Source organism: bacterium (genome assembly GCA_040757115.1).
In the GTDB taxonomy this organism is placed as follows: domain Bacteria; phylum UBA9089; class CG2-30-40-21; order CG2-30-40-21; family SBAY01; genus JBFLXS01.
In genome coordinates, this window is sequence record JBFLYA010000010.1 from 17774 (window position 1) to 35764 (window position 17991).

Genomic DNA, 17991 nt, shown 5'->3' on the forward strand with positions numbered 1-17991 from the left:
CAGTAGTCAGTAATTACTGTCCACTGGTTACTAATCACTATTTTTATCTCCTTTCGAAAATAGTAGTTAGTAGTCAGATTAAGGAATATTCTGTCTACTATCTACTTAATTCAATCTGCCTGTCTTCTTAAGAAAGTAGGGATTTCGAAGAGGTCGCTATTATAAACATTAATTCTTTCCTGGATTGCTTCCTGTTGTTTTTCATATTCGGCTTTTTTAAATATTTTTTCTCCTTTGAAACTTTCCATATCTATTGTTTTCGCTTGTGATTGTGGCACTCGTTCTATTTTTGGAACTGTTTTCCCAAATCCCGTGGCAATAACTGTAATTTTTATTTCACCCTGAATCGCTTCAGAAGTAACCGCACCGAAGATAATATTTGCATTTCTATCTGCCTTTTCTGTAATAAAAGTAGCGGCTTCATCTATTTCGGATAAAAGCATATCTGTTCCACCAGTAATATTTATCAATATTCCTTGAGCACCCTCAATAGATGCTTCTTCTAACAAGGGGGATGAAACGGCATGTTGAGCGGCATGTAGGGCTCGATTTTCACCGGTGCCGACTCCAATGCCCATCAGTGCATTTCCTTTAGAAGACATAATCGTCCGCACATCGGCAAAATCAAGATTAATTATTCCCGGGATAGTAATTAAATCTGATATTCCTTGAATAGCCTGTCTTAAGACATTATCTGCGACTTTAAAGGCATCCAGGATAGTTGTATTTTTTTCAACAACACCTAATAATTTTTGATTGGGAATGGTAATAAGTGTATCAACCTTATCAACGAGTTCTGCTAAACCTAATTCACCCTGCTGGATGCGTTTTTGTCCCTCAAATAAAAATGGTTTAGTCACAACGGCAACAGTAAGAGCACCTGATTCCCGTGCAATTTCCGCAATAATTGGTGCGGCTCCTGTACCTGTTCCACCACCCATACCCGCGGTGATAAATATCATATCTGATCCGACTAATGCTTCCTGGAGTGTTTCTCTATCTTCTTGTGCGGCTCGCTGTCCTATTTCTGGATTAGACCCAGCACCTAACCCTTTGGTCAATTTATCACCAATCTGTATTTTGTATGGGACAATTGATGTTTTTAGCGCCTGGGCATCCGTATTAGTTACTATAAATTCAATACAGCTATTGCTCATTCGATTAGCAAACATACCATTGACCGCATTACTTCCCCCTCCGCCAACACCAATTACTTTAATCTTCGTTGGTGATGTTACATCATTTTCAAATTCAAAACCCATGAATTTTTACCCCCTTGTGTTTGGTAACTGGTAACTGGTAATTAGTTACCAATTACCAGTTACCACTTAACCGATTAGTTAGTTTATAATTTCGTGAAGCCCTATTAATTTTGGATTTTAGATTGGGAAAAGATTTCCATCAATCCAACATCTAAAAGAATTCTCCAACCCATTCTTTCATTCGATTCAGAACTCTTTGAAAGGCATTTCTTCCACCCAATTTAGTTTTCTTGCCTTCTAATTTATGCATCATACCATAAGTTACCAGTCCGACACCCGTTGAGTATAGTGGTGAATTAACCACATCGACTAAACCACTTACTCCCCGTGGGAAACCAATTCTAACGGGTAAATCAAATACCCGTTCGGCTAATGCGGCTGTGCCTTCTAACATCGAAGCGCCGCCCGTTAAAACAACTCCTGAAGTAACTAAATTTTCATAGCCCGTCATTCTTATTTCTTGATTTATCAAGCTGAAGATTTCTTCCATTCGTGGTTCAATAATCTCAGCTAATACCTGTCGCGGCAAAGTTCTTTCTTTGTATTCTCCTACTGATGGAATACCAATCGTTTCGCCATTTTTAATTAAAGAACCCATACAACAGCCATAATTTATTTTAATCTTCTCTGCCTCAACAATTGGTGTTCGTAATCCAACAGATATATCTTTCGTCACATTATCTCCACCAATAGATAAAACGCCTGTGTGCCAGATACTTCCATCAATGAAGATAACAATATCGGTTGTTCCACCACCAATATCTACCAGAACAATACCTAAATCTTTTTCATCTTCAGTTAAAACTGCATAGGCATCAGCTAAAGGTTCAAGGACAATATCATCCACCTCAAAGCCGGCTCGATTAACACATTTGATAATATTTTGAGCCGAGGTCACGGCGCCGGTAACAATATGAATTTCTACTTCTAATCGAACTCCAGACATTCCAACGGGTTCTTTTATTCCATCCTGACCGTCGATAATAAATTGTTGTGGTAAAACATGAATTACTTCGCGGTCAAGTGGGATAGATACGGCTTTGGCGGCATCTATGACGCGTTCGACATCTGCCTGAGTTACCTCGCGACCCCTTGAAATAGCAATGACACCATGACTATTCATCCCTTTTATATGCCCACCGGCAATACCAGCAAATACCGATGATACCTCTACACCGGCCATAAGTTCTGCTTCACTGACTGCATTCTCAATAGATTTAACCGTAGAATCAATATTTACAACTACCCCTTTTCGTAATCCATGAGAGGGGCTGGTGCCCACACCGATTATTTCTACCCTATCTTCGTCAATCTCTCCTATAACGGCACAAACCTTTGTTGTCCCTATATCCAATCCAACGATTATATCTTCTTTTGCCATTTAATATCTCCTTATTTTTGGTAATTGGTAATTAGGGAACGGTAACTAGTGCTCTGTCGCTACTCAATTGATGTCCCCCCTGGCCTAATCATTACCCACATCTTTTAGTGGACAGATTAGATAGAAATTCCAAATTCCAAGCACCAAATTCCAAATAAATTCCAAATTCCAAACACTAAATTCCAAAGTTTATATTACAACGATAAAAATTCATTTAGACTTTTCAATAATTGAAGAAAAAATTTTCTTCAATTCTATTGCCTCCTTGAAAAGCCTTTCTCCTTCTTGTTTAAATTTTTCATCGTTAGTTCCAATTATTAATCTTAACCAATAAGCAGATTCTTTTGATTCTTTACGACAAATCTTTATTCTCATCTTAAAATCTTTCGAGCCTAAAGACTCATTTGCCTCAATATAGTTTGCTCCAACTGAACCCGAAGCCCTAATTATTTGCTTTACATATTCGATATTAGTAATAGTTTTAGGTAGTTTCTTACAGAATAAAGCAACCTCTTGAGCAAATTGATAAGTTCTTTCTTCTAAATCATATTGTTTGGAATTTTGAATTTTGGTCATTGGAATTTATTTGTATTTTGGAATTTGTGATTTGGAATTTTGCCACTCACTCCGCTCTCCTGCAATCTCTAATCTCCCCTTTATAGTTTATCCTTGCTTACCTCATCTTGTTACCCAACTTGTGGGTAACGATAAGACTCCCGCCAGCGGGGGACAACGGCCAATCAATCACTTGAATGGCGACAGAGCACTAGTTACCTCTTATCAGTTAACCAATTACTTACTTTTAATTTCGTGAAACCCTATTTATTCTAACAGTCCAAATACCTTTACTTGCTGATTATTTCTATCTACTACATAGATATTGCCCTTATTGTCACAGGCAATACCTGCTGGTTTATTCAAACCATACCATTGTAGCACAAAACTACCCATTTTGTCAAATTTTTTTATTCGGTTATTGTTCGTATCTGAGATATAAATATATCCCTGACCATTTACTACTATGCCTTCAGGCTTGTTAAACTTGCCGTCTTCCTTAATTTGCATCTGCAAAATTCCTTCTTTATCAAACTTTAATACCCGGTCATTATTTCTATCTGCAACATAAATATTACCTTGCTCATCTACGAATATTCCTGCTGGTTTGTTTAGTAGTTGATTACCTATTTCTATGAGTAATTCTCCTGCTTGATTAAATTTTAATATTCGATTGTTATTGGAATCTGTAACATAGATATTACCTTTTTCATCTAATGTTACCCCAGTTGGCTTGTTAAAGCCTTTACCTATCTCCATAATTAATCTTCCATCTTTATCAAACTTTACTATCCGATTGTTATTAGTATCTGCGACATAAAGATTATCTTCACTGTCTATGGCAATTCCTTCTGGATGATTTAATCCTTCATCCTGTCCAATTATCTCTATTAACCCTCCTTTTGAGTCAAATTTTAGTATCTCTCCAGTGTTGGAATGGTTAGTAACATAGATATTTTCTTCCCTGTCTAAAGCCACATAGCTGGGGTGAAATTTCCCCTTTTCATAACTAATAGTGGTTAAAAGTTCTGGTTTACCAATAAATATTACCACACTATCTTCTATTAAATTAGTTACCTTATCTTCTGTTGTTACTTTTAAGGTATAGTATGAGTCTTGAGTTAATTTTGATGTCTCCCATTTGAATTCTATCAATGAGACAGTTCCTTTAGTTAATTCTGTCCATGTAGGAGTATCTGTCCCTTGTGCATAACTTATCTTGTAATCTTCTAAATGAATATCCTCTATTGTCCCGAAAATAGTTATTGTCCCTTGAAATATCTGACAGACACCAACATTTTCCTTTGAGGGTGAAATTAGCTCTACCTTCGGTGAAGTCGTATCCAAAATCACAGTGATATTCTTTGTTGTTTCTGTATTCCCAGCCTTATCTACCCCACGGTAATAAATCGTATGTGTCCCATCTTCATACCCGGCTAAAGTAAATATCCCGGCTCTAATCCAGGATTGATTATCAACATTGTATTCCGTATATCCTATTCCTGAGAAATTGTCAACTGAAGTTAGTGTAAACGGTGTAACTCCACTGACAATAGTCTCCTGGTAGTTTGGAATGCCAATAGAAATAGTTGTTACGGGTGGAATGATGTCAATTACCCTGACATAACTACTGGCAATAGATATTGTCTTTCCTTCTGCTTCTGCCTGTAACGCAAGCAGATATGACTTAGCCTCCAACCCGGCTGTCTCTACTACCAGACTACTGCCATAATTTGCACCCATAGGCAAATTAATTACTTCGGTGAATGTCTTAACTACTGCTTTTGTCTCCGGGTCAATTATAAGTTTATTAACAGTTAAACTACCCAGGTCAATATTACCTATGTTGGTTAAGGAATAATTCAAGGTAAAGGCGGCAGGACCTTCAACTACCTTCGGTTCTGCTCCAATCTGTCCCTTAATGCCCGTCCCACTTTCTAAACTGGAGAGTATCTTAAAAGAAGCAGTGGCTTGATGTATGGGTTCATTCTGGTAATAGACTATTTGAGTGACAGAATAGGTGCCCGCTGAATTTGTGAGTGTATTCCAATACGATTTTAGGTCCTTTCTTGCCTCTGGTAAAAGAATGGGAATAGGCTTTTGGTCAGTAAAAATAGGTTTTCCAACATCATTAGTAATTGCTATTTCAACTACCAGATTCTCAAAGGTAAAATTAGGGCTCTGACTCTTTATATTACTCAGGATAGTTACATCTGTGTTAGCAGAATAAGAAATTTTGTCAGTAGCCACTGATGCATCTATCTCTAATACTGGCAAAATAGCAAAATTATCCGTGGTTTGAACTCTGGGTATTCCTACCTCACTCAATACTGCCTTTACCTGATAATCTGCAGATATAACATCTCTGGTGTTCCAGATAAGGGAATAGTTTCTTTGTTCTGCTGGAGTAATCCCGGCTATCGACACTGTCCCTACTTTATCTACCAAATTACCTTTTATATCAACAATTTCTATCTCAGCCATCAGGTCTTTTACCAGATTACTCAGATTAGTTACCTCTATTTGAATATCTACCTTTTCAAAGGCAGTATAAGTAGCTTTGTTAGTTGATGCCCTCAAACTAAATTGGGCGGGGTTAATCAGAATGGTCTTTTGATATGAATTATTGGTCTCGTCTAACTCTTCAATCTGTGAATCCGGGTCAGCCGTAACGATAATCTCACGCTCACCTGCGTTGCCCAGGGTATTCCAGATTAAGGAAACATCCTTTGTTCCTGCCAGCGGAATTGAGGATACTACTACATCACCCATATCTGAAAATCGAACCTTAACTCCGCAGACCTCTTGACCATAATTATGCACTACCGCCGTAATTACTACCTCATCGCCTTCCGTTGGGGTTGGGTTGGAGAAAGAGATACTATCTATACTCAAGTCTGGCTTATCTGGAATGGCTATATCTATGGCTTTATGAGTGATATTATTAACTTCATTAGACTCATCAATCAGGTTGTCTGGATCTACTATAACATAGATATAATTTTGCCCACTCTGGCTTAATGTATCCCAGGTTATCTGAGCAGTTGCCACCCCTCCAGCAAGAATTTGGGAAATATTGCTTACTCCTATCTCGTTGCTTCCTGGTATATCTGGATTGCCATCAAAGAACTGAACAACCACATTATTTGCTGAAATCCCACCCTGGTTATGAACTACCGAGGTGATAACAACTGGCTTGCCTTCGGTTGGCTGGGAAGGTGAAAAGGTAATATCATCTTTGCCTATGCTCAAATCTGGTTTTGGAACCATACCACTAATTACTGTTATAGAAACAGAAGCAAAGTTATTAGTTTCATTCATCTCTTTTATCGTATCTAATGGGTCGACAACTACATAAATATTGTGTATTCCAATAGTTGACACCCAATTAATTTGAGCTGTTTCTGTAGAGTGTGGGAGAATAGTTGCTATTGTTTTTGTCCCTATTAAAATTCCACCATCCGCAGGATTTCCATCATAAAAATTCAACCAGATATCATTTGCCTCAAGCTCACCAATATTATGAATTATAGCTGTAATTGTTAGATATTCACCTTCTATTGGGTTTGAATTTGAAAAAGATATATCTGATTCGGAAAGTGTAATATCCGGCTTCATCAATAACCATTTGATTATATTTCTGAATAATTGAATCCAATCACCCGGGGAGGCATCTAACACTCCTCCACTATCCCATGAGGCATATATCTCTTCCGCCATTAAAACTGTTTTATGTCCCTGATAGCAAATAAATACATCTTCATATTTATCAACTAATAAAGGTTGTGCACCATCTAACTCAAATTTATCGTTATCCGGATCAGCTATACTTCCCAAATCACTCACTCCCTGGGCAAAGAAAGAGTTCTTAAAAGTAAATGGAGCGGTAAAATGTTTCTCTGTTGATGCGCTAATTCCAAAAAGAGGGAAAATTATATCATGTATCCACCACTCTGCTCCAATATCATCCTGGGCTAAGAATACTGCCCCTCCTTTATTAAGATACTCTCTTATCGCCTCTGCCTCCTGTGTAGTAATTTTATAATCATGCTCAGTAACTACAATCACCTCATAATCTTTAAGATGCTCATAGATGTAATTTTGTTCTGTTACTCCCACAATAGGCAACTCATTACTATTTAGCCTGTTAGCCACCTCCATATAAAAGTGCCCTACTACACCTACCTTAACCTCCGGTAACACCTCTGATGGTGTAGCCTTTGCTTCTATTGATTTTTCACTTTCATTACCTGCTTTATCTAAGGCTGTTATCCTATAAGCATATTCCTGGCCATTGGTAAGTCCAATATCCCAATACAAAGTCCCAACTATTATAGTTGGGTTAATTTTACTCCCATCACGATATATGTTATATCCGGCTAAATCGGATTCAGTATTAGCAGTCCAATTTAAATAGACAAATTTGTTCCCTGGTGTTGCCTTTAACCCTGTTGGTGCTTGGGGTGGTGTAGTATCTAATATAATGACTATTGGTAATGAAGGTTGACTCCTATAACTATCTTTAATTGCTACCACAGTAATAGTATTTGTTCCTTCGATTAAACCTACTCCTGTAAAGGTAAATGTCCCATCATCATCAGCCATAGTTATTCCAAAAGATATACCATTAGCAAATACTTCAACCTCTATATTTGGCTCTGTTTTTCCAGAGATAGTTATAGGAGTAGTATTAACCCAGATGGGTGTCCCGGCAATGGTAGGAAAGGTAATAGTCGGTGGATTGATGTAATAGCCTTGAGGTGTAGCACATACAGATGCAGAATGCTCACTTTCATTCCCTTCTTTATCTACTGCGGTGACAGTATAGGTATAAATTAGTCCATTAATCAATCCTGTATCTCGATAGTTTGTAGAGATAATCAACGCTGTATTTATCTTAACCCCATTTCGATATAAATTGTATCCAGCCAGATTTCCTTCAGGATTTGCATTCCAGCTCAGGTCTATCATACTATTGCCTGGAATAGCAATTAATCCGGTAGGTGCTGATATAGTAGGCGTCCCTTTGACTGTAAGGGTTTTAGAGATGATATTATTTGCCTTATTGGATTCAACGATGCTCTTTGCTGGGTCAACTACCACATAGATATCATAAATTCCAGCCGGGAGTGGTCCATAATCAAGTGTAAGTTCAGCCTGTGCTCCACCTGGTAATAAAGCACAGGTAGATGTGCCCAATTCATAACCATTTTCCGCAGGATTTCCATCATATAACTCTACCACAACATCCTTTGCGGCTGACTCACCCAGATTATAAACTATGACCTTAATAGCTACTACATCTCCCTCTTGAGGATTTATTGGGTTAAATGAAATGCTGGCAGTTAAATCAGGTAATGTTGCCACTGTCAGGTTCTTCTCGGCGATGTTATTTGTCTCATCCCGCTCTTTAATTTGATTCGCCGGGTCAACCTCTACAACAATCTTATGCGTCCCCGCCGTAAATGTCCCTACCAAACTCACCGTTGCACTTCCTCCATCTTCTATCTCACCAATGGCTAATGACTGATGACTAATGACTCCTTCCACATCCTTAACCGGTGTGCCACCATAATTCCAGATAGTCGCTTTAATCGTCACAGGCTCACCTTCAACAGGCACCTCAGGTTCAAAGGTAATATCTTGCCAACTTATCGCCAGGTCTGGTGCCGAATCCTTCAATGCCCGCAATGCTAAGGCCGTAGTATAGGCATCTTGATTCCAACTGCCGTCTTCATCTTGAGCATCCAAAATATATTCTAATGTCTTCTCTAAATCCGCAATCCGCAATCCGCAATTTGCAATCGCAGAATATGCCAATGCTGTTTCCCAGATACTATTCCTAAAACTACCATCTGCATTTTGCTGGGATATAAGCCACTCAACTGCTTTATCAATTGCAGGCTCAACATAAAAATCCAGGCGATACTGGTTAAGTACAAGAAGTACTAAAGCAGTAAGATAAATGTTACTTCCACTCTCAGAAGTAAATCCCCAGCTTCCATCTGGGTTCTGGTTAGCCGAGATGTAAGAGATGGCATTGTTAATGATGGTGGTATCAGAATAATTAGCCATACAAAGAGCTTTTAGTACTAAGATAGTATTTAGTATAGTGCTTTTAAATCCTTTATTAATTCCCCAGCCACCATCACTATTTTGGGCTAAGGTAAGTGTACCGATAAGCGGAGTAGTCTGAGTACCAAAAGTTGCTAATGTATTTATCTTTCTTGCTAATTGACGAATACAAGTAGTATCTTGACTTGTAATCCAATTAACAACATTTATAGTTGGAGTATCTAAGAGATTAAGATAACATAAGGTATCAGCAATAAGGCAAGTATCTCTAAAGAGAGTACTTGGATACACAGTCTCAGTACCCCAACAACCATTAGAACTCTGAGTATCTTTTAGCCATTGGACACCTTTATCAATTGCTACATCTTGAGCCTCTACATGGATTGGGATTAATCCACCAAAAAGTACTACAAATATTAAACATTTGAATTTACTCATCTTTCTTTTACCTTTCCCCATCTAAACTTAATATTGGTAGAATTCCTTCCTTTTTTGCCAATAATTGCTCCTCCAATACCTCTCCCGATTGTACTTAAAAGTGCAAATCCTAATATTATCAGCCATATTTCTATGTGGAAACAAGTTCGAGAAGTACTTTCCTCTATAATAAAATCCACTACCCAAAATGCTCCTCTTATACAAGTTGCACTAAGAATACCAAATTTCCCTTTAATTTCAGCAGAAAGAGGTATGTATGTTCTCCTTACTACCCCATCGGATAAAATTAACTATCCAGAGAATAACAGCACTTATTATACCACCAAAAAGAAATCCAAAGACAAAAAATACTATACTAAAACAAATAGACAATAAAAGATTAGGTGTACCCCCTCCTGTATAAGTAAGAGCCCAACTTGTCAATCCTCCAATTAATATAGCGATATAAATCCATATCTTCATTTTACCTTATATTTCATCATGTATATCATCTTAAAAGTAAAGATCTAAAAATTTCTTATTACTCGCATCTATTCGGGCTATCCCTTCTCTATATCTTAATTCTGAATGTATTTCTTTATCCATGTCTTTAGTTTTCACCTCCACAACCCATGTTAATCTTGTCTCAGTATTAAACTTATCATAGGGAGGAATCATAAGATAAGTATAATTTGGTGACACAATATATAATTTTGCTGACTTAACCTTTAAGACTTTATGCTTCAATACCCATTCAAAAAATCTCTTTGTTTTAGCAATCGCTTGTTTTTTTGTCACCTTAACATTTAAAGGACAATTTGAACTTATTAGCCACCAAGGACTTTTAGAATAGAACAATAACTCACCTGTATAGATATCTACTTTTATTATAATATCAACACTCCCATGAACTTGATCTCTAAACTCATATCCTTCTCTGTTTTTTACCCATCTAATTTTCCATGCATAAAAAGGAGAACTATGAAGACTATCTGTCCTTATTTTTTTTATCTCTTTTAACACAGCATCCTTGGGGCTACCTATTAAAGATAAATATTCCTCTGCTTTTTGCAAGGCTTCATTTTGAGAAATAGGATTCTTATTATATAAAAGAGATTTTTGTTTCTGAGAATAAGAAAAACCAACTATCATCTTTTTATATCTGCTTATAGTTAAACCTACCCGTGTTTTATCATTTTCCCATACTATATAATATTCATAAGGATTAGTTAAACTCCTAATTTTGTTACATACTGGTGTAGCATTAATATGAATCCCTAATTTTTTCAACAAATCACTTCCCGATGCAATAATATTATCTTCTCTAACAGGTGGAAATGGTTCATAACTTTCTCTAATCTCTAAGTTATTTAACCAACCATTGATATAAAGAGAAGCAATGAAATATCCAATAGGCCCATAATAGTAAACAGGATATACTATTATTAATAATATAAATATCCATATCATAGTTCCTAATCTCTTCTTTTTAACTTCATTCATAAAATATCCTCTTACTAAGGAATAGATGGGTCCAAAACTGTATTAATATCGCCAATATGTTCCCTATTAGTAAGGAGTACTTCCATAGATTCGCCTGCTGTGAAACTACTAATCATTAACTCCCAAAAATTTAATGCATTTATCCATGATTTCCCAATAATAATTCCTTTATATCCAATAAATATTTCCTTACCTTCTTCAGATTCATTTATCCCCAAAACCTTAGCAAACTCCCTACCTTTTTTGAAAGTATGACATCCACTCAAGAATACTATTTTAAAATCTCCAGATACATCATCTGGACTAATATCTTGCTCTCCATCTTTTGGATCAAGAATAAGATTTCCTGTTACTCCTCCTCCATGTCCCATAAAGTAGAAAACGTCTTTATGTGTTCTATTTTGAGCTAATAGCGTATTAAAATCATTTTTAGTAAAAGTCTCTCCATAGACTACATTATATCCTCGAGCATATAATCCATCTGCAACATCATAGATATGTTCTATCCCCCAACCACAAATCCTCTTAATCCATCCCCCAAATCCTCTCTCAGGTTTTCCCAGACACAGTATTGCCCATGCCCTGCTCATATCTACTTTAAAATCCTTTGGGGTAGTTCCTGTAAGGTAATGTACCATATATCCTGGGATATATGTATCATTCGTTCCTCCAGCTAACTCACCTGAAATTATATATCCACCTGCACCTGTTTCCAAATCCATAGCTATGTATCCTACTCCATTCCAATTATTAACTGAAATATTTGTTTGAGGTATGGTTATTGTTCTACCTGCATTTACATAATTCCATAATTCTTCCTTTACTGTATCAGAGACGCCAAGTTGCGGTATAATTTCTCCTGCATTATTACTGTTGAAATTATGTATAGTTATTCCTCTTTGATTTGCTATTCGAAGTAATTTCACTGCTGAAATTGAAGATAAGCCATAACATTCCTCAAGTAATGCATGTTCCCAATAAGAAGCCTCCATTCCACTTATCCTCATAAATTGTAACTGCTTACTAAAGTTTCCATCATCTACAAAAGGAGTAACAATTATTCTATCAATATCCATAGATAGCTTACTAATCTCTATGCTCTTGGGAATCTGAAATAAATAAGTTGTATTGAGTTCAAATGCCATTGTGCCTTCAGAGATTCCTTTAGTTTTAACCACATGCATTAATTGTTCTAATAATGTATAAGATTTATCAAGTTTTTGAAAGTAAAATAGAAGGGTGTCGTAAAGTATCTCACCTACAAAATCATCTCTTTTCTCATTTTTGATATTTAGGATACCAAACAAGTCTTTAGCATCTAAAAACTTATCTATCCGTTGATCTATAAGTTGTGACGGTATGTTTTGCATATTTAAACCAATAGCATAGTAACTTCCTCCAGTTATCTCTTTAGTAGTAATATCAATTAAACCTTCTGGTGATACAAATTGGATAGTGAAGTTTTGAGTAGTTCCCATCTTTACTTCTAAACCAACAATTTTAGTTTCTCCTTCCACCCGTAACACAGGTTTTAAATTCGTTAGGTAAGCAGGGGCATAATATAATCCACCATACTCTTTAGCTATCTTTTCATCATCAGAAGCTGCTGGGATGTATGATAATGTTATTCTTTTTCCTGCTAATTCAGGGAATCTTACGGTATAATCTATCCCACCAACCTTAAAACTTATCTTATGTCTTAACTCACCTGGAATTTCAGAGTATTTATCCAAAACTGCAAGAGTATCATAAGCAAGTGAATCAGGTAAAATACCAAATTCTTCTTTAATTATCCCCTTTAATCTTAAAATGTCTACTAATTTCTTATCTGGCATGTTAGCATTAAGATAATCAACAAGTTGATTAAAATATTCTAATACTGGTGAAATAGTCTTGGTCCCACTGAGATATGCATTTGTATCAAACTGTAATTGTAAAGATAAGTCTATATCTTCCTTAGTGGTATACTGTTTAAAACTTGGGTCAAGTGAAACCCACATTTTATTTCCTCTTGAAATACTTACTCCTTCATCTGGCAGATAAGGAATATAAATCTCTACCCAAACATGTTCTATTTTTAGCTTTGAAATCTCACCACCACTTATACCTAAAGCAGATGGTATTCCACCACTGGCAAACATATCACCACAGGTTTTTTTATCTTTCACTCCCACCCAATTCATTGCCTGTTCGATGGGTATTTCAATCGTGCCATAGACATAGCGGGCGGGGATGTTGGCAGCTCGATAGAGAGCAATTAATAAAGATGCTAAATCAAAGTCATTGCCTGCTTTTTCCCATAAGGTTTCTTGACTCCCTTTGAGTGAACCATAGTAAGGTTCGTAGTCAAAATTATTGCGGACATATTCGTAGATTAATACAGGATTGCTTTTTAAGGTATTGGTGGCTAATTGGCGGATTTCAGGGGTTATCTGAACATCAATGGTTTCTGATAAATCAGCTTCCGTAGGTAAATTACTGATGGGAGACTGTTCCTCTATCGCCTGAGCTAGCACAAAGGTATCTGGGAAACCAGCAGAGGCGTATAAGGGATGTGAGATGTGGGATGTGGGATGTGGATTGCGGACTGCGGATTGGAGTTCAGGCTTTAGCCTTTCATTCTGCCCTCTGCCCTCTGCCTTCTGATATCTGTCTACTGACTTCTGCCCACTATCTACTTTTATCCTTGGTGGCTTTGGCGTTAACTTCGGTGCCATACGATGCGGTAATTTATTGGGGTCTAATGGTTTTGGTTTGGGGCGATACTGTGCCTTCTCAATAAACTCTTGCAGTTCCTTTATCTTCGTTTTTTGCTCTGTGTTATTAGCTGAAATAGCCACACTTAACCTGCTCTGAAGATTAGCAAAATTTTCCTCATACTGTTTCACAAAATCATAATGCCGCTGAAGTATTTTATCTGGCAGTTTCTTATCCTTCAAAAATTCCTCAGTCTCTTTAAACTCTCTCCTGAGTTCTTTATCCAGCTCTTTGAGTTCTTCCTCTTTAACTCTCAGCTCCTCAACCCTTATCTCTTCACTTTTCACTAACTCATCAATTGCCTCTGTCCACTTCTCAGCTGTAGTCTTTTCTTTTTTCTGACTTTTGACTTCTGACTTCTGGCTTCTTTCCTCAGTCGCCGCGTAAACAAAATTATTCCCTCCCACCGCAGTATAAGTAAAACAAATTAAGACTACCCAGATAATCGGTTTTAACTTTTTAGTCCAAGTTTGCATTTTTTTAGCACTCCTTTTATCAAAATTATACCATAAATTCCCTTAAAGTTAATAGAAAATTAAGATTATAAAATGGACACGGTGGTTATTTTATCATAAGTAGTGCCGGGAGCTAACCAGATATCTACCTCATCCATCAGGACAACAACCTGTTTTTTTGGAACAGCAAGTTCTTAACAGACGCTTACAATACCTTCTTTTACTTATTCTAACAATCCAAATACCTTCACCTGCTGATTATTTCTATCTACTACATAGATATTGCCCTTATTGTTACAGGCAATACCTGCTGGTTTATTCAACCCATACCATTGTAGCACAAAACTACCCATTTTGTCAAATTTTTTATTAGATTTTTTCTCTATCTTTAACAATAATATTATCAAATCTTAAATCAATATATTCTGGATATTCTGATTTTTCCCGGTAGTAGTCCAAAATTATTTTTAATTCCTTTAATCTTTCAACTAATCTTTTTGGTTCTAATTGATGTCCCAGATGTATTTTTGTCTCGTCAAATTTTGTAATGAGTAATATATCATATTGATGGGCAATATCAATGCACAAAAGATCAGGTAGTAATTCAATTTCGTGTTCTTTTATTTGTGAAATAACTAATAAGGCATCAGTTAATTCTTTATTCGTAAGCGGTATGCCTGTTTTTAAAGTTCTAATGCCTGTGATAACAGGTAATTCTTGTTCATTTTCCATTTTAAAAGCAATAAGATTTTTGTCAATTCCAAATACCCGCGAACCAATTAATATCTTTGCTACTGGCTTTCGTGGTTTAATTTTAATCACTATGTCTTTTGGAAATTTTCGCTGAATAACGATATATTCTATCTTAGGATTTTTTAATAATGTATTTTTTAAATCTGTAAATTTTATCTTAAATATACTTGGCTCGACACTCGAATAATTCTTGAGGCAAAACTCTTTAAATGTCTTAAAAATCTCTTCTTCTTCGATTATCCCCTTATTTTCTAAAATAATAATTGGTTTTTTAACCTGAAATTTATGAGAACTCATCAGAAAAAATGGTAATTGGATAATTTGCCAGAGAATAACTATGACTAAAATTAAGATAGATAACTTGATAAATTTTTTAAGGTATGTTTTAATGAGTCTCTTTCGTCCCTTTTTGCTTCGCCATTTATCTTTTCTGCCACTTAGTTGTTGGGCTAAACCTTTGTGTTTCATCTCTCCATTCCTCCTTCCTATTTTTGTAACCGTTCAGGCTATATATCAAAAGTGTAAGAAAGGGGATAAGGAGATAAGAGTGATATGGAGATAAGATAATAGAAATAGATTGAAATTTATAGAAATAGGTAGAAATTGATTGTGGAAAACAACAAATTTCCATAAATTTCTATTAGTTTCTATTAATTTCAATTTTTTTAATAATATCTCCCTATCTCCTTAATCTCCACATCTCCTTTTGTTACACCACCTGAACGCTTACCTATTTTTTAGGGATAATACTTGAATAAAGCATTTTCAGTATCAGTTCATCATAACTAATTCCAACTGCCTTCGCACACGCGGGTAGGTCAGATAAATCCGTTAATCCTGGAATAGTATTAACATCATGCACATAAGTGATACCCGTCTTATCTACGATTATATCTACCCGTGAAAATCCATGGCAGTTGAGGGCTAAATGTGCCTTTAAAGCCGTCTCTTGAGTTTTACGATAAATATCCTCTGGTAATCTTGCTGGAATAACGAATTGTGTCATTCCTTGAGTATATTTTGCGTGATAATCATAGAATTCATTTTTTGCCACTAATTCTAAAATAGGTAATGCCTGAATATCATTTCCACACCCTAATATTCCCACAGTTACCTCTGTGCCGTCAATGAATTCTTCGATAAAGGCATTATTAAATTCTGCCATTATGCCTTCAATAACCTTAAGTAAATCTTTTCTTTTTTTAACAATCGTTACCCCAATACTTGAACCTTCTGATATTGGCTTTGCTACGACTGGCAGGTCAAAATCTCTTAATACCTGTTCACATTGACCAGTTAACTCATTTACGGAATTAAAAACATAATATTTAGGTGTGGGAATATCACAGGCATTAAATATTCTCTTTGAGGCGACTTTATCCATACCTAATGCAGAAGCCAATACTCCAGAACCAGTATAGGGTATGTCAAGTAATTCCAGTAATCCCTGAACACACCCATCTTCTCCGTAGCGACCGTGAAGGGCAATAAAGGATACATCTATATTCTGGAGTTTATCCAGAAAATCTTTTTCTGCCGGGTCTATGGCTACCGCTACAAGTCCTTGTTTTTGAAGTGAAGATAAGACTTTATTCCCGGAACGAAATGACACCTCCCGCTCACGACTCTTACCACCCAACAAAACCCCTATCTTTTTATCTAAAAAGTGTTCTTTCATTTCTACCATTTCCATTAAATAATAATAATTTCTTCTTCCAGTCCAATGCCAAATTTATCAAAGACACTTTTTTTTATCTTTGTAATTAAATTTAATATATCCATTGCGGTTGCCGTGCCGTCATTCAGGATAAAATTAGCATGTTTATTGGAAATATAGGCACCGCCTATTCTTAATCCTTTTAATCCTGCGGCATCAATTAGTTTTCCGGCAAAATTTCCTGGTGGATTTTTAAAGATACAGCCGGCATTTCTATAACCTTGAGGCTGAGTATCTTTTCTTTTTTGCTTATAATCTTGCAAAACAGTGATTATGTGCGAGATTTCGGCTTTTTTTAATAAAATTTCTACCTCTAAAATAACATATTTCCTTAAATTGCTATTTCGGTAGGAAAAACCGCATTCTTTATGAGATAATTTGTTATCGAGTATTTTAACGAAACTAACACAGTCACCAATGGATTTTTCCTGTATTCCTGCATTGCCTATCACGGCACCGCCAATAGTTCCCGGGATGCCAACTGCAAATTCTAACCCACTCAATCCTCTTTTACAAGTTAGATTAACTAATTTTGGTAGTTCCACTCCTGCACCAGTAATTATCCTGCCGTTGTCAAGCCACCTTATCTTTTTAAATTCATCCACTAATTTAATAACGACCCCGCGAATTCCCTTATCCGTGACTAAAACATTTGAACCTCCACCTAAGACAAAAAACGGTGTCTTAAATTGAGCACACAGGCTTACTACCTGTTTTAATTCCCCCTCATTACCAACCTCTACGAATATATCGGCTAAACCACCGACTTTAAAATGGGTATGGCGGCTCATTGGCTCGTTAAGTTTAACTTTATTTGTTATTTTCTGAAGTTCTAAAACTAAATTCATATTTAATACTTGCCAATTTGATAAACTTGCAGGTCTCTCCTGAAAATCGGGACTCGGGACTCGGGGTTCGGGATTCGGGAAGGCTGGTAGCCGCAGGCTTCAGCCTGATTTCACCTGAACCATCAAACCATCAAACCCATTTCTCCTGAAAATCGGGACTCGGGACTCGGGGTTCGGGATTCGGGAAGGCTGGTAGCCGCAGGCTTCAGCCTGATTTCACCTGAACCATCAAACCATCAAACCCATTTCTCCTGAAAATCGGGAGTCG

Annotated in this window: 12 protein-coding genes; 1 reads left to right on the top strand and 11 read right to left on the bottom strand. The window is 36.5% G+C overall.

Annotated features, from left to right (window positions below; translation table 11 throughout):
- Window positions 1–110 precede the first annotated feature (110 nt).
- The 4 genes from ftsZ to AB1422_01580 all read right to left on the bottom strand — a co-directional run bounded on the left by ftsZ (window position 111) and on the right by AB1422_01580 (window position 9711).
- The gene (ftsZ, locus tag AB1422_01565) at window positions 111–1262 is read right to left on the bottom strand and encodes a cell division protein FtsZ (protein ID MEW6618034.1); all 1152 of its coding nucleotides are present in this window, start codon (window positions 1260–1262) and stop codon (window positions 111–113) included.
- 151 nt (window positions 1263–1413) lie between these two features.
- Entirely contained in the window at window positions 1414–2643 is a 1230-nt protein-coding gene (gene ftsA / locus AB1422_01570; GenBank protein MEW6618035.1) for a cell division protein FtsA, read from the bottom strand.
- A gap of 210 nt (window positions 2644–2853) precedes the next feature.
- A complete protein-coding gene (locus tag AB1422_01575; GenBank protein MEW6618036.1) occupies window positions 2854–3219 on the bottom strand; it encodes a four helix bundle protein in 366 nt (121 codons plus the stop codon).
- A 246-nt stretch (window positions 3220–3465) separates the two neighbouring features.
- Complete coding sequence (locus AB1422_01580; protein MEW6618037.1) at window positions 3466–9711, bottom strand: CARDB domain-containing protein; 6246 nt, start codon at window positions 9709–9711, stop codon at window positions 3466–3468.
- Window positions 9712–9765: 54 nt separating this feature from the next.
- On the opposite strand from AB1422_01580, the gene AB1422_01585 reads away from it, so the two are divergent.
- Complete coding sequence (locus AB1422_01585) at window positions 9766–10086, top strand: hypothetical protein (protein ID MEW6618038.1); 321 nt, start codon at window positions 9766–9768, stop codon at window positions 10084–10086.
- 117 nt (window positions 10087–10203) lie between these two features.
- On the opposite strand, the gene AB1422_01590 is transcribed toward AB1422_01585, so the two are convergent.
- From AB1422_01590 to murB, 7 genes are all read right to left on the bottom strand, one after another.
- The gene (locus AB1422_01590) at window positions 10204–11193 is read right to left on the bottom strand and encodes a hypothetical protein (protein MEW6618039.1); all 990 of its coding nucleotides are present in this window, start codon (window positions 11191–11193) and stop codon (window positions 10204–10206) included.
- A 14-nt stretch (window positions 11194–11207) separates the two neighbouring features.
- Window positions 11208–14426 (bottom strand): transglutaminase domain-containing protein, encoded by a 3219-nt coding sequence (locus tag AB1422_01595; protein ID MEW6618040.1) that lies wholly within the window; start codon window positions 14424–14426, stop codon window positions 11208–11210.
- Window positions 14427–14629: 203 nt separating this feature from the next.
- Window positions 14630–14758 (bottom strand): hypothetical protein, encoded by a 129-nt coding sequence (locus AB1422_01600; GenBank protein MEW6618041.1) that lies wholly within the window; start codon window positions 14756–14758, stop codon window positions 14630–14632.
- Between the two features lie 16 nt (window positions 14759–14774).
- Window positions 14775–15626: a hypothetical protein gene (locus AB1422_01605; protein MEW6618042.1), complete on the bottom strand. Its 852-nt coding sequence runs from the start codon at window positions 15624–15626 to the stop codon at window positions 14775–14777.
- Window positions 15580–15789 carry a hypothetical protein gene (locus AB1422_01610; protein ID MEW6618043.1) on the bottom strand — a complete coding sequence of 70 codons (210 nt, stop codon included), beginning with the start codon at window positions 15787–15789 and terminating at the stop codon, window positions 15580–15582. Before AB1422_01610 ends, AB1422_01605 begins: the two co-directional genes overlap by 47 nt.
- Before the next feature lie 99 nt (window positions 15790–15888).
- Complete coding sequence (locus AB1422_01615) at window positions 15889–16851, bottom strand: D-alanine--D-alanine ligase (protein MEW6618044.1); 963 nt, start codon at window positions 16849–16851, stop codon at window positions 15889–15891.
- Window positions 16851–17723 carry a UDP-N-acetylmuramate dehydrogenase gene (gene murB, locus AB1422_01620; GenBank protein ID MEW6618045.1) on the bottom strand — a complete coding sequence of 291 codons (873 nt, stop codon included), beginning with the start codon at window positions 17721–17723 and terminating at the stop codon, window positions 16851–16853. Before murB ends, AB1422_01615 begins: the two co-directional genes overlap by 1 nt.
- Window positions 17724–17991: the final 268 nt, after the last annotated feature.